Source organism: Qipengyuania aquimaris (assembly GCF_020171965.1).
GTDB classification, from domain to species: domain Bacteria; phylum Pseudomonadota; class Alphaproteobacteria; order Sphingomonadales; family Sphingomonadaceae; genus Qipengyuania; species Qipengyuania aquimaris_A.
The window spans coordinates 177,613-190,513 of record NZ_JAIUZK010000001.1; the positions used below are offsets into that span (position 1 = coordinate 177,613).

Genomic DNA, 12,901 nt, shown 5'->3' on the forward strand with positions numbered 1-12,901 from the left:
CACTGGCCATTACTGTGAGCGCGCAATATCCGGCGCAGGCTCAATCGCATCCGAAAGAAGTGGCGCTTTCCGAATATGGAGAATTACCAGGCGTAGAAGAGGTGGCCCTGTCACCGTCGGGCGATCGGATCGCTCTCGTCATGAAGATGGAAGATACCCGCATCCTGACCTTCATCGGCCCGGATTCCAGCGTTATCGGATCCCTGAATATCGGCCTGCTCAAGCTACGGAACCTCGATTGGGTCGGCGAAGATCACGTGCTGCTTATTACAAGCCAGACCGAAAAGCTGGGTCCTGGCTTCACGACAAATCTTCACGAATTCACTGTCGCGCACATCGTGCCGGTTGGAACCGGCTCCACCGGCGAGATCGTCTTTGCCAACCGCCGCGAACTCGTAGACCGCATTTTCGGTTACTATGGCAAGCGCAAGGTCGATGGCCGCTGGTATGCGTACTTCGGAGCAGTAGTCCTCGAGAAAATCTCCGGGCCCGGCACCCGGTTGGGCCATTCCTTCAACCACGGCCGTCCCTTCCTTTACCGCGTCGACGTAGAGGACATGTCGGTCAGGAAAATCGCGGCTTCCGCCCAGCAGGGAGAGGACCGCGACTGGCTCATCGGTGCCGATGGTGAGGTCGCCGCAACCTTCGAGATCGATAACGAAAGCGGCGACTGGCGCCTCTACGGAGACGGCCAGAAGACAATCCTGAAGGGACGCCAGCGCGAGGGGCGCGCCGGCCTCGTCGGACTTGGGTACGACGGAACCAGCGTGATCTATTGGGAGCGCGACGACGAAGGTCTGACCAAGTGGCATGACGTCGACCTTGCCACCGGCGAATCCAAGCTGTTTCTCGACGATGTCGACGTGGACCGTCTCTATTTCGATGGAACCACCGGTCATCTGACAGGCTACCTGGAAGGCGAAGGCGAAAAGCGTGCGGTGTTCCATGATCCGAAACGCAGCGCCTCGGCAAAAAACTTAAAGGCGGCCTTCCCCAATCTTCAAATGCGCATGGCGGACTGGACCAGCCCGTTCGACACCGTGCTGGTGAGGACGTCCGGCAATCTGGACAGCGGCACCTGGTACAAGGTCAATCTCGGCGCAGGCAGAGCCGACGCCTTCGCTTACGAGCGCCTAGCGATAGGCCCGGACGAAGTCGGCGCGATTTCGGTGGTCGACTACAAGGCATCGGACGGTCTCGAGATGGATGGCATCCTGACGCTCCCGCCGGGCCGCGAGGCAAAGAACTTGCCCGTCATCATGCTCCCGCATGGCGGCCCGCACTCCTACGACAGCGCGAGCTTCGACTGGTGGGCGCAGGCTTTCGCTTCGCGCGGATACGCGGTGTTCCAGCCCAATTTCCGCGGCTCGACCAATCGCAGCCAGGCATTCCGCCAGGCAGGATATGGCGAATGGGGCCGTGCCATGCAGACCGATATTTCCGACGGCCTCGCGGTGTTGGCCGATAAGGGCATCGTCGATCCGGACCGCGCCTGCATCGTAGGTGCAAGCTATGGCGGTTTCGCAGCCCTAGCCGGCGTGACGCTCCAGCAGGACATATACAAATGCGCAGTCGCCGTTGCGCCTGTCAGCGATATCCGCAATATGTTCAACGAGGACGTTCGCAACGACGGCCGCGTGCGGACAACGCGCAATAGCCTGCTGCTGCAACTCGGTCCCAAAGATCGCTGGGACGAAGTCTCGCCGCTGAAGAATGCGGAAAAAGCCTCCGCGCCCGTCATGCTGATCCACGGACGCGACGACACGGTCGTACCTTACGTGCACTCGCACCGGATGGCGGATGCGCTCAAGGATGCGAAGAAACCCTACGAACTGGTCCCGCTCGAAGGCGAAGACCATTGGCTGTCGCTATCCTCTACCCGCAAGCAGATGCTGAAAGCGGCAGTCGGCTTCGTCGAGAAACATAACCCTGCCGACTGACGCCAGGGGCACGCCGGGTCAGATCAATCCGGCGTGCTCCAGCGCTTCCTCCACGGCCTTGCGGCTGGCGTCGCTGGCCTTGCAGATCGGCAGGCGCACATCGTCCGGGAACCAGTCGTGCACACGGCTCAGAGCATATTTCACCGGTGCCGGGCTGGCGTCCGAGAACATCGCATAGTGCAACGGGAAGAGGCGATCGTTGATCTCGCGCGCCTTGATCAGGTCGGCAGCGGCAATCGCTTCGTGGAATTCGGCACATAGGGCAGGCGCGACATTCGCCGTCACCGAAATGCAGCCCGATCCGCCCGCGGCGCTGTGCGGCAGCCACAGTTCGTCGTTTCCGGAAAGCTGGCAGAAATCGCGGCCGATACCCATGCGGTGATCGGCAACGCGCGACAAGTCGCCGCTCGCATCCTTGATGGCGACAATGCGGTCGGGATATTTGTTCACCAGTTCGCAGACCGTGTCGTCCTCGATATCCGTCACCGTTCGACCGGGCACATTATAGAGCACGATCGGCAGGTCGCTGTTCTCTGCAAGGAAGCTGAAATGGGCGATCAGGCCGGCCTGGCTCGGCCGGTTGTAATAGGGCGCAACGCATAGGCCCGCCGCTGCCCCCGCCTTCTTCGCGAACTGCATGTGGAGCAGCGCGTTGCGCGTGTCGTTCGACCCGCAACCGGCAATCACGGGCACGCGTCCGGCGGCCTGTTCGATGCAGACCTCGATCACCCGGTGGTGCTCCGCATTCGAGATCGTGGAGGCCTCTCCGGTCGTGCCGCAGGGGACCAGCCCCTTGCTGCCATTCTCGATCTGCCAGTCGACCAGCTTGCGAAACGCAGCCTCATCGAACGATCCGTCGCGAAAAGGAGTCGCAAGAGCGGGAATTGAGCCAGAGAACATTTACGCGAGTCCTGCGTTAGAGGTATGAAAATGGGACGCTTTGTGGCGACCCATGCCGCAATTCATTCAGCGCCTGATAAGGAGGGGCCGGGCACTATGTCCAGCATGGCCAATAAAACTTTCGCTTCGTTCGCATTTCTCGCCGCTACTGCAATGGCGAGCCCCGCAATCGCCCAGACGATCACCGTACCCGAACGCAGCATGGTGGCACAGCAACCCACCCGCATGACGCAGGCGCTGTCGCAGTGGGAATATCTGACGAAGGAAGACGATCTCTCCTTCTCGCAATACGCAGGCTTCCTGTCGACCTATCCCGAGTTTCCCAAGGCCGCGCTGATCCAGCGCAGGGCCGAGGCCGCTCTCGATAACGAGGCGATCTCGCCGCAATCGCTGGTCGCCTTTTTCGAGAAGAACCCTCCCCTCTCCAATGGTGCCAAGGCGCGTTATGCATTGGCGCTGGCGGCGATGAACCGTCCCGAGGCATTCGACCTTGCGCGTGAAGCGTGGCGTGGCGGTTCGATGAGCGGACCGGCAGAAGCCTATATGCAGGGCCTGTTCGGCCAGCGCCTGTCGCCCGAAGATCACGATGCGCGCATGGACGCGCTCTTGTGGCAGGGCCAGCAGGAAGCTGCTGCACGTCAGATCGTGCGCGTCTCGCCCGCCTATCGCGACATGGCCCAGGCGCGCCTTGCGCTGCTCCAGGGCACCGATCCGGCGAGCATCGGCCTCACCGTGCCTTCGGGCGCGATGAACGATAGCGGCTATGTCTACAATCTTGCGCGCTATTACCGCAGCAACGGCCGCCTGCCGCAGGCGATCAACCTGCTGGCAACGCGTGCGCCTGCCTCCAGCCCGGCGTTCGACGGGGCCGACTTTGTTACCGAGGCACTGCGCGCCGCGCAGGGCGCCGGAACCGCCCAGGCGGTCGCCATCGCCAGCAAGGTGGACGACCTCTTCGCGCCCGGGACCGATATCTCCGAAGGCTCTTTCCAGCTGCGCGACAAGTACACCGACCTGATGTGGCTCGGCGGCACGAAGGCGCTATGGTCGATGGGTGACGGAGCCAAGGCCGCCCCGCTGTTCTATCGCTATGGCGCCGCTGCCAAGACGCAGCTGACCCGCGCGAAGGGCTTTTACTGGGCGGGTCGAGCAGCCGCCAAGGCCGGCGATCGCGATGAAGCGCGCCGGTATTGGGAAATGGCCTCGAGCCACCCCGAGTATTACTATGGCCAGCTGGCGCTCAGCGAACTCGGTCGTCCGGTAAAGGATTTCGCCAAGGCCGCTCCCGTACAGCCCACCGCTGAACAGCGCGCCGCATTCAATGCCGAGCCGCTGACGCTCGCCCTGCGCGAGATGGCGCGCAATCGGCGCGCATGGCAGACCGAGCGGGCCTTCTTCGAGGCTATCGCGGAGAATGCCGATACGCCTGCCGAAATGGCTCTCGTCGCCGAACTCGCCCGCGACACCGGGCTCGAGGAAATGGCGGTCGTTGCCGGAATGGTGGCCGGAGAGCGTGACTTCGCGGACTTCGAATGGCTGGGCTTCCCGACCGTACCCACGCATTCGGGCGCGAACTGGACCATGGTCCACGCCATCGCGCGGCAGGAAAGCGAGTTCGACCGTACACGCGTCAGCCATGCAGGGGCCCGCGGCATGATGCAGCTGATGCCCGGCACCGCGCGCGAGGAAGCGGGCAAGATCGGCGTCCAGTACATGTCCGCCAGCCTGACGGGCGATCCTAGCTACAACATCCGCCTCGGCGACGCGCATTTCGCACGGCTCATGGACCGCTATAACGGCGCCTATCCGCTGGCCATTGCGGCATATAACGCGGGCCCGGGCCGGGTGAACCAGTGGCTGCGCCTGAACGGCGACCCGCGCACCGGCGCGGTCGACTGGGTGTCCTGGATCGAGCAGATCCCCGCCAATTTCGAAACGCGCTATTACGTCATGCGCGTGATCGGGAATGCGGTAACCTACGCCAATCTCCACCCCGACAAGTCCGCCTCCTACGAGCGCGATATCCGCCATTACGTCGGGCGCTGATCTGCGCTAGGGCTCGCCGCCTTATGCAGACCCGCAGCAACCCGATTACACCGGCCGGCTATGCCGCAATGAAAGCGCGATACGACCATCTCCTGGGCAAGGAACGCCCGGAGATCGTCGAAATCGTGAGTTGGGCTGCGGGCAATGGCGACCGGAGCGAGAACGGCGATTACCTGTATGGCCGCAAGAAAATGCGCGAGATCGACCGCGAGCTCGCCCATCTCGCCCGGCGCATGAAGGCTGCGCAGGTCATCGCTCCGACCGATCAGCCCGACAAGAGCAAGGCCTTCTTCGGCGCGCGCGTCACGATGGCCGACGAGGACGACAACGAGAAGACCGTCACTCTCGTCGGCGACGACGAGCAGGACGCAGGCAAGGGCCGGATCGGCTGGTCCAGCCCCCTCGCCCGCGCATTGAGGGGTGCAAGCGTCGGGGATTTGCGCACGGTCAGGCTTCCATCCGGCGTGAAGGAATGGGAAGTCGTCGCCATCGATTATGACTAGGATTGCCGCCGCCCTTGCCGTGATGATCGCCGCAGCCACTCCGCTTGCGGCCAAGGACAGCCTCGGCGTGTTTTCTGGCTGGGCCGCCTTTCGCGACGCCAATGTGCCGCGTTGCTATGCAATCGCCGCAGCCGAACCTGCACGCGACGGCACCTCATCGAGCGGCTATGCGACCGTCGGACACTGGCCGAAACGGAGCATACGCGGTCAGGTCCACCTGCGCCTATCGCAACCCCTGCGCGCCAAACAGGCCAATTTGCGCATCGGCCGGCAAAGCTATTCCCTGACCGTCGATGGGAAGAAGGCCTGGGCGCGGGACAAAGCCATGGACGCCGCGATCATCGCCGCCATGCGGTCGGCACCGTCGATGCGCATCACGGCAATCGCAACCAATGGCCGCCGCTTCACCGACACCTACGAACTTGCAGGCGCCGCAACGGCGATCGACGCGGCCACCCTGGGCTGTCGACGCTTCAGATAAAGAGAGGGCCGATGGCATCGCTGCCACCGGCCCTTCACTTCACTCAGGTTCGATTAGAAACGGTAGCCGAAGCCGACCATGACCTGGTGACGGTCGGTGTCGATTTCACCGACATCGACGTCGGCAATGTCGCCTTCGAAGTCGAGTTCCGCATCGCTGTAGTTCGAATAGCGATATTCGACCTTGGCGAAGGTGTTCGCATCCAGCGCGTATTCGATGCCGGCACCCAGGCGATAACCATCGGTGTCGAGCTTCGCGGCGTATTCTTCACCGTCGAACGAGCTGTTGATGTTGTAACGGCCGTTCGTGTAGCCGCCCTTGGCGTAGATGAGCAGGTCCGGCTGTGCGAGTACACCCACGCGCGCGCCGACATAGAGGTCGCGGCCGGCGTTCACATCGCCGAGACCGAAGCCTTCGAAATCGCCGTTATCGAATTCGACGTCTGCCGTGGAATCCGTCAGTTCACCTTCAAGGCCGAGGACCACGCCGCCGGCATTGAAGTCGTAACCGAGACCAACGCCATAAACGACGCCTTCGATCGACTGGTCGTTATCTTCGTTCACATCGTCATCGATCGAGCTGCCAGCCTTGCTGACGTCGTAACCGCCGACGACTTCGACGCGCGGGCCGGTGAACGGCGAGTTGTCCTGGGCGGCGGCAGGGGCTGCCATGGCGATTGCCGAACCGGCGACCAGAAGTGTTGCGACCTTTTTCATAGTAAACTCCATTGTTGTTTTCGACGCGCCATGTGCGGCGCGTGGACCCAATCAACGGCAGTTTCCCACTTGCGTTTCATTAACCTCGCACAACAAGAAAGTGTTGCAAGTGCGCAACAAAATTAGCGACGAAATGCATCCTGCCGTCGACCAAATGCAGCGGGCGAAAATTTCGACGAACGGTGCGGGAAACCGGCGATTTGCCGGAAACCGAATGCAAGGTCCCGCATTGTGCACGCCCCTTTCCTTTCACCCCGCACGCGCCTATATGCGCCGCTCCCATGGCCGATACGACTTTGATGAGCATCCCCGGGCAGGTTGGCCCGGTTCCCGTCGCGCGTGACATCACGCCGCGTCCCGACGGGCGCGTGGATCTGATGGGCCTGCCCAAGGCGCGCATCCGCGAACTGTTCGAAACCGCAGGGCTGGAAGCGAAGCAGGCGAAGCTGCGCTCCAAGCAGGTGTTCCACTGGCTCTATCATCGCGGCGTCACCGATTTCGAAGCGATGACGGACATCGCCAAGACCATGCGCCCCTGGCTGACCGAGCGTTTCGTCATCGGCCGTCCCGAAGTGGTCGAAGCCCAGCATTCGAACGACGGCACCCGCAAGTGGCTGCTGAAGACGGCCGACGGGCACGAGTTCGAAATGGTCTTCATCCCCGATGCCGATCGTGGAACGCTGTGCGTGTCGAGCCAGGTGGGGTGCACGCTCAACTGCCGCTTCTGCCACACCGGCACCATGCGCCTCGTGCGCAACCTGACGCCGGGCGAAATCGTGGGTCAGGTCATGCTGGCGCGCGACGCGCTGGGCGAATGGCCGAAGGGCAAGATGGATTTCGCCGAGGAAGCGGACGAAACCGAATACCGCGCAGACGGCCGCCTGCTGACGAATATCGTCATGATGGGCATGGGCGAACCGCTCTACAATTTCGAGAACGTCCGCGACGCGCTGAAGCTGGTGATGGATGGCGAAGGCCTGGCCCTTTCCAAGCGCCGCATTACGCTGTCGACCAGCGGCGTCGTTCCGGCAATGGAACGCTGCGGCGAGGAAATCGGCGTGAACCTCGCCGTGTCGCTCCACGCAGTGACCAAGGAAGTCCGCGACGAGATCGTCCCGATCAACAAGAAGTACGGCATCGAGGAACTGCTTGCGGCGTGCGCCGCCTATCCGGGTGCCAGCAACGCCCGGCGCATCACCTTCGAATACGTGATGCTGAAGGACAAGAACGATTCCGACGACGATGCGCGAGAACTGGTGCGCCTGATCAAGGAATACGACCTTCCCGCCAAGGTGAACCTGATCCCGTTCAACCCCTGGCCCGGCGCGCCCTATGAATGCTCCACGCCCGAGCGCGTGCGCGCTTTTTCGAACATCGTCTTTGAAAACGGCATTTCCGCGCCCGTCCGTACCCCGCGCGGCCGCGACATCGATGCGGCTTGCGGCCAGCTGAAGACCACTGCCGAAAAGAAATCGCGCGCCCAGCGTGATCGAGAAGCGGCAGAGGCCGGAGCCGCGCAGGAGTGAGCGCGGACGCGGATACGATCGCCTATTACGAGGCGAACGCGCCGCGCTACACCCTGTCATTCGGCCAAGGGCCGAGCCGCTTTCTCGACGCTTTCCTCGACCGGCTGGATGCCGGGGCCGAGATCCTGGAGCTCGGCTGCGGGAGTGGCCGGGATGCCGCGCGCATGGTCGAACGCGGGTTTGGGGTCGATCCGACCGACGGGACCGAGGCCATGGCCCGCAAGGCACGTGAACGCTTCGACCTTCCGGCACGCAAGCTGCTGTTTTCCGAACTCGATGCGCAGAGTGCCTATGATGCGATCTGGGCACACGCATGCCTGCTGCACCTGCCCCGCGTCGATCTTCCGCCCGTCCTGCGATCGATCCACGCCGCCCTGCGTCCCGGCGGGCTGCATTTTGCCAATTACAAGCTGGGCGACGAGGCGCATCCGGACGAAGGCCGCGATCCGCTGGGTCGCTGGACCAATCTCCCTTCGCCCGAATGGCTCGAGGAGCGTTACGGTGAAGCGGGTTTCACCATCCTCGATGCCGTGCGCTACCGCGGCGAAGGGGCCGACGGCATTCAGCGCGACTGGTATGCCCTGACCGTCCGGCGCGCTGACGATTGACCGCGACGGGCCAACCCTTTCCTACTTTGGCGCCTTGTGCTGGAAAGGGGCGGATGACTGTGCTGACGCCCTGTAAAACGACCGGAAGCCGCCACTTGCAAGGTGGGCAGAATTTACTCACCTGGACCGTGTTCCACCCGTTCCATTCTGTAGGATTTCCAGGCCTGTCATGACTATTCGCATCGACGCCATCTGCATCGGCCTGCCCAAGCCCTTCAATGGCGCGGAACTCAGCGCCATCGACAAACGCCCGCTGGAAGGAAAGGCGACCTTCCGCAGTTTCGGCATCGAAGGGGATATGGTCGCCGATACGAAGCACCACGGCGGGATCGACATGGCGGTGCACCATTATCCGACCGACCATTATCGCGCCTGGAACGAGGTACTGGGCGGACATCCTCTCTTGGCTGGCCCTGCCCCTTTCGGCGAAAACCTGATGGTCGCCGGCCTGAAAGAGGACAAGGTCCTCATCGGCGATCGTTTCCGCCTTGGAACTGCCTTGCTCGAAGTCAGCCAGCCTCGCCAGCCATGCTGGAAGATAGAGCATCGCTTCGGCCGCAAGGGCATGGTCGCGCACATCCTCGGCGCGCACAATTGCGGCTGGTACTACCGTGTCGTCGAGGAAGGCGAGGCCGAGGCGGGCGACGAATTGCGCAAGGTCGAGGATGGCCATGCCGACTGGAGCGTCGCCCGCGTGTTCGCGGCTCTCTACGACCCTGAGGCAACTCCGAATCAGGACGAGTTGCGCGCGATTGCCGGGCTCGACCGGCTCACCACAAAGTGGCGCGAGAAGGCACGTGGGAGATTGAAATCATAGCATTTCGTCGCAGGCCGCCGGTCGGTTTATCGCTAATTTCGAGTTAAAGGCGTTTGTTCATCCGCGGTTGTAATCCCCGCCGCAAACTGGCGACAAATCACTCTCATTAGGGGACGCATAATGAAGAAGATCGCACTCGCTTTTGCCGCCGGCACGATGGCCGTGACCGGCCTCGGAACCGCCGCTCCGGCAGCCGCCGACCCGCCCAGCTGGGCACCGGCTCACGGCAAGCGCGCCAAGGACCGGATGTACAACAACCAGGGCTACTACGTCACGCCGCGCCGCATCACGCGCGACAGCTACATGTGGCGTGGCCGCGACGGCCGCTATTACTGCAAGCGTGACAACGGCACGACCGGTCTCGTCATCGGTGCAGGTGTCGGCGCTTTGGCAGGCCACGAGCTGGCCGGTCGCGGCGACCGCACGCTGGGCGCGATCCTCGGCGGCGCCGTGGGCGCAATCGTCGGACGCGAGATCGACCGGGGCAGCCTACGCTGCCGCTGATAGACCTGAGATGACAGCAAGCGCCGCGGGCCCCTTGGCTCGCGGCGTTTTGCTTGTCCGCACCTCATCGGCGCAAAGGGCTTGATCGCACACGCATTGCTGGTCCAGACCGGCACCATGGATCGATCCGACGAGCTTTCCCGATGACCCGGCCCGCCGTACTGGTGACCGGTGGCGCAAAGCGGCTCGGGGCCGCCATCGTGAAGGCCTTCGCTGCGAAGGGCTGGCACGCCATCATCCACTACCACAGCTCCGATGGCGCGGCTCAGGAACTGGCTGACAGCCTGCCAAGTGCGGAGACGGTCTGCTGCGATCTGCGCGATGGCGATGCTGCGGTTCAAATGATCGAAGAGCTTGCGCAGCGCCACGAGGATTGGCGGGTGCTGGTAAACTCCGCCTCCGCTTTCTCTCCTGACGATGTAACCGGGCTCGATCCCGACACGAACCAGAGGGCGATGCAGATCAATGCCCGCTCCCCCGCCCGCATGGCACAGTCCTTCCTTAAGGGGGCAAGGTCAGAGGACGGGCGCTGCGTAATCCAAGTCACCGACCAGAAGTTGCGCAACCCCAATCCCGACTTCTTCAGCTATACGATGAGCAAGCATGCGCTCGACGCCACCATCGCAATGCTTTCCATGGGCGCAACCCGCGATGGCGACCGGGTGTATGGTCTCGCTCCCGGAGCGATACTGCCGAGCCACGATCAGACGGAAGAGGAGGCCGAGCGATCGCACCGGATGAACCTGCTCCGGCGACGCACCGGGGCAGACGAGATTGCCGATGCCGCCGTGTTCTTGGCGCAAGGCGACCTCGCAAGCGGCCAGACGCTCTTCATCGACAGCGGCCAGCACCTGTTGCAGCAGGACCGGGATGTCATCTACCTCGCCCGGGAAGAGGGAGCCGGGGCTTGAAACGTCACGCCCTTTCTACGCGCTTGTGGCATTGGCTGAACCTGTTCTGCGTGGTCGTCCTGTTCATGTCGGGACTGACGATCTCCAATGCCCATCGCCTGCTCTACTGGGGCGACTGGGGCTTTTCCCGCCAGCAGGCCTGGCTCGAAGTTCCCCGTTTCCCCGACTGGATGACGATCCCCGGCTATTACAGCCTCGCGGTTGCACGCGACTGGCATATCCTCGTCGCCTGGCCGTTTGCGCTAGGCCTGCTTTTCATGTGGGCTGCGATGCTCCTCAACAGGCATTTCAAGCGCGACATCGCCACCAGCAGACGCGAATGGCGCTGGTCCAACATAAAGCGCGACATCGTCCATCACCTGAAGCTCGATTTCGACCACGGGGACGGTAAGTACAATTTCCTCCAGAAGGTGGCCTACGGGCTGGTGCTGGGAGTATTCCTGCCGATGATGGTCTTCACCGGAATGGCGATCAGTCCGGGGCTGGAGCCGCTGCTCGGATGGATGGTCGACCTCCTTGGCGGCAGGCAATCGGCACGCAGCCTGCACTTCATCTTCGCTTTCGCCATCTTGGGCTTCTTCATCGTACATCTGGCCCTGGTCGTCCTGGCAGGCCCTTACCGGCAAATCCGGGACATGATCACCGGAGGACGCATCGATGAAGCGTAGGGGGTTTCTCGCAGTGCTCGGCGCCGGGTTCGTCGCCGGGTGCAACAAGTTCGCCGATAGCGACGCTGGATCGAAACTGCTGGGCGCCGCGGAAAAGTGGCACAAGAATGCACACGAGTTCCTGACTGACAGGAAAGCGCTCGCCCCCGAGTTCCCGCGCAGCGCCATCTCCCCCTTCTTCCGGGGCAACGGTTCGGTCGATCCGCAAAACGGTGACTACCCGGCCCACGCCGAAGCAGGTTTTGCGGACTGGCGGCTGGAAGTGCGCGGCCTCGTCGAACACCCGCTCTCGCTCAGTCTCGAGAACATTCGCAAGCTGCCCCAGCGCACGCAGGTTACGCGCCATGATTGCGTCGAGGGCTGGAGCGCAATCGGCGAATGGACCGGACCGCAGCTTTCCCTGCTGCTCGACGCAGCAAAGCTGAGGCCCGAGGCGAAATACATCGTGTTCCGCTGCGCGGATAACCTCAACGGGCAGGACTATTACGAAAGCGTCGACCTCATCGACGCTTACCACCCCCAGACGATCGTCGCGCACGAGCTGAACGGCGAACCGCTCCCCATTCGCAACGGTGCCCCGCTACGAATGCGCATCGAACGTCAGCTGGGCTACAAGCACGCCAAGTATCTCACTACCATCGAAGCGGTCGCGAGCCTCGATGATATTGCAGGCGGGAAAGGCGGCTACTGGGAAGACCGCGCCGGCTACCAGTGGTACGCCGGTATCTGATCAATCGGGGTATTTGCGCGCCATGCCTTCCCAGTCGTTGCGCACCAATTGCTCGAGCACATCCATGTCGACGTCGGCAAGCTTGTTTATGTAGAGGCAGCTCTTCCCCGTCGCATACTTACCGAGTTTGGCCAGCAGTTCGTCGCGCCGCCTGCCGGTTTCCGGGTCGCAGTATCCACCCATGAGATAGAGCGAATGCTTGGCCTTGCGGGGGCTAAAGCCGCTGCGCATCCAGTGTACTTCACGCCCGCTTTCGTAGGTCGTGCGGTATTCGCCGTAGCCGATGATGGATGGTCCCCACATCTTCGGTGCTTCACCTGTCACCTTGCGGAACAGCTCGTCGAGACGGCCAGCTTCCTCGCGTTTGCGTTGCGGCTCGACTGCAGCAATGAAGTCCGCGGGATCGCGATCGGTGATTTGCGTCTTAGCTTCTGCCATAGCTGACGATTAGCACGCCTGACCTTTCCAACCAAAATTCGGGCGACTTCGGCCTTCCGCGAGAACCCGCCGCTTTCGGCCCGCCTAGCGCTTCTTGATTGCCTACTGCCTCG

General features: G+C 62.7%; 14 protein-coding genes. 11 read left to right on the plus strand and 3 right to left on the minus strand.

The window, feature by feature from the left end; genetic code table 11:
• The first annotated feature begins 14 nt into the window (after positions 1-14).
• Entirely contained in the window at positions 15-1,940 is a 1,926-nt protein-coding gene (locus tag LCM24_RS13050; protein WP_224802365.1) for an alpha/beta hydrolase family protein, read from the plus strand.
• Between the two features lie 18 nt (positions 1,941-1,958).
• Here LCM24_RS13050 and dapA read toward each other — a convergent pair whose 3' ends face one another.
• On the minus strand, positions 1,959-2,840 hold the full coding sequence (gene dapA / locus LCM24_RS00860; protein WP_224802366.1) for a 4-hydroxy-tetrahydrodipicolinate synthase: 882 nt from the start codon (positions 2,838-2,840) through the stop codon (positions 1,959-1,961).
• 105 nt (positions 2,841-2,945) lie between these two features.
• On the opposite strand from dapA, the gene LCM24_RS00865 reads away from it, so the two are divergent.
• The 3 genes from LCM24_RS00865 to LCM24_RS00875 are packed head-to-tail and all read left to right on the plus strand — an operon-like array spanning position 2,946 to position 5,870.
• Entirely contained in the window at positions 2,946-4,886 is a 1,941-nt protein-coding gene (locus tag LCM24_RS00865; protein ID WP_224802367.1) for a lytic transglycosylase domain-containing protein, read from the plus strand.
• A gap of 23 nt (positions 4,887-4,909) precedes the next feature.
• The gene (locus LCM24_RS00870; RefSeq protein ID WP_160595101.1) at positions 4,910-5,389 is read left to right on the plus strand and encodes a GreA/GreB family elongation factor; all 480 of its coding nucleotides are present in this window, start codon (positions 4,910-4,912) and stop codon (positions 5,387-5,389) included.
• Entirely contained in the window at positions 5,382-5,870 is a 489-nt protein-coding gene (locus tag LCM24_RS00875) for an invasion associated locus B family protein (RefSeq protein WP_224802368.1), read from the plus strand. Before LCM24_RS00870 ends, LCM24_RS00875 begins: the two co-directional genes overlap by 8 nt.
• A gap of 53 nt (positions 5,871-5,923) precedes the next feature.
• Here LCM24_RS00875 and LCM24_RS00880 read toward each other — a convergent pair whose 3' ends face one another.
• Complete coding sequence (locus LCM24_RS00880) at positions 5,924-6,586, minus strand: outer membrane protein (protein WP_224802369.1); 663 nt, start codon at positions 6,584-6,586, stop codon at positions 5,924-5,926.
• 281 nt (positions 6,587-6,867) lie between these two features.
• Between LCM24_RS00880 and rlmN the strand changes: the two genes are divergently transcribed.
• The 7 genes from rlmN to LCM24_RS00915 all read left to right on the plus strand — a co-directional run bounded on the left by rlmN (position 6,868) and on the right by LCM24_RS00915 (position 12,350).
• The gene (rlmN, locus tag LCM24_RS00885) at positions 6,868-8,112 is read left to right on the plus strand and encodes a 23S rRNA (adenine(2503)-C(2))-methyltransferase RlmN (RefSeq protein WP_224802370.1); all 1,245 of its coding nucleotides are present in this window, start codon (positions 6,868-6,870) and stop codon (positions 8,110-8,112) included.
• Entirely contained in the window at positions 8,109-8,720 is a 612-nt protein-coding gene (locus tag LCM24_RS00890; RefSeq protein WP_224802371.1) for a class I SAM-dependent methyltransferase, read from the plus strand. Before rlmN ends, LCM24_RS00890 begins: the two co-directional genes overlap by 4 nt.
• Before the next feature lie 169 nt (positions 8,721-8,889).
• Positions 8,890-9,537, plus strand: a complete 648-nt coding sequence (locus tag LCM24_RS00895; protein WP_224802372.1) for an MOSC domain-containing protein — start codon at positions 8,890-8,892, stop codon at positions 9,535-9,537.
• 120 nt (positions 9,538-9,657) lie between these two features.
• Positions 9,658-10,041, plus strand: coding sequence for a glycine zipper 2TM domain-containing protein (locus tag LCM24_RS00900; RefSeq protein WP_160595107.1), 384 nt, complete (start codon positions 9,658-9,660; stop codon positions 10,039-10,041).
• Positions 10,042-10,184: 143 nt separating this feature from the next.
• Positions 10,185-10,952 carry an SDR family oxidoreductase gene (locus LCM24_RS00905; protein WP_224802373.1) on the plus strand — a complete coding sequence of 256 codons (768 nt, stop codon included), beginning with the start codon at positions 10,185-10,187 and terminating at the stop codon, positions 10,950-10,952.
• Positions 10,949-11,620: a cytochrome b/b6 domain-containing protein gene (locus LCM24_RS00910; RefSeq protein ID WP_224802374.1), complete on the plus strand. Its 672-nt coding sequence runs from the start codon at positions 10,949-10,951 to the stop codon at positions 11,618-11,620. The genes LCM24_RS00905 and LCM24_RS00910 overlap by 4 nt, the downstream gene beginning before the upstream one ends.
• A complete protein-coding gene (locus LCM24_RS00915; RefSeq protein WP_224802375.1) occupies positions 11,610-12,350 on the plus strand; it encodes a molybdopterin-binding protein in 741 nt (246 codons plus the stop codon). Before LCM24_RS00910 ends, LCM24_RS00915 begins: the two co-directional genes overlap by 11 nt.
• Here LCM24_RS00915 and LCM24_RS00920 read toward each other — a convergent pair whose 3' ends face one another.
• Positions 12,351-12,788 carry a DUF1801 domain-containing protein gene (locus LCM24_RS00920; RefSeq protein WP_224802376.1) on the minus strand — a complete coding sequence of 146 codons (438 nt, stop codon included), beginning with the start codon at positions 12,786-12,788 and terminating at the stop codon, positions 12,351-12,353.
• Positions 12,789-12,901: the final 113 nt, after the last annotated feature.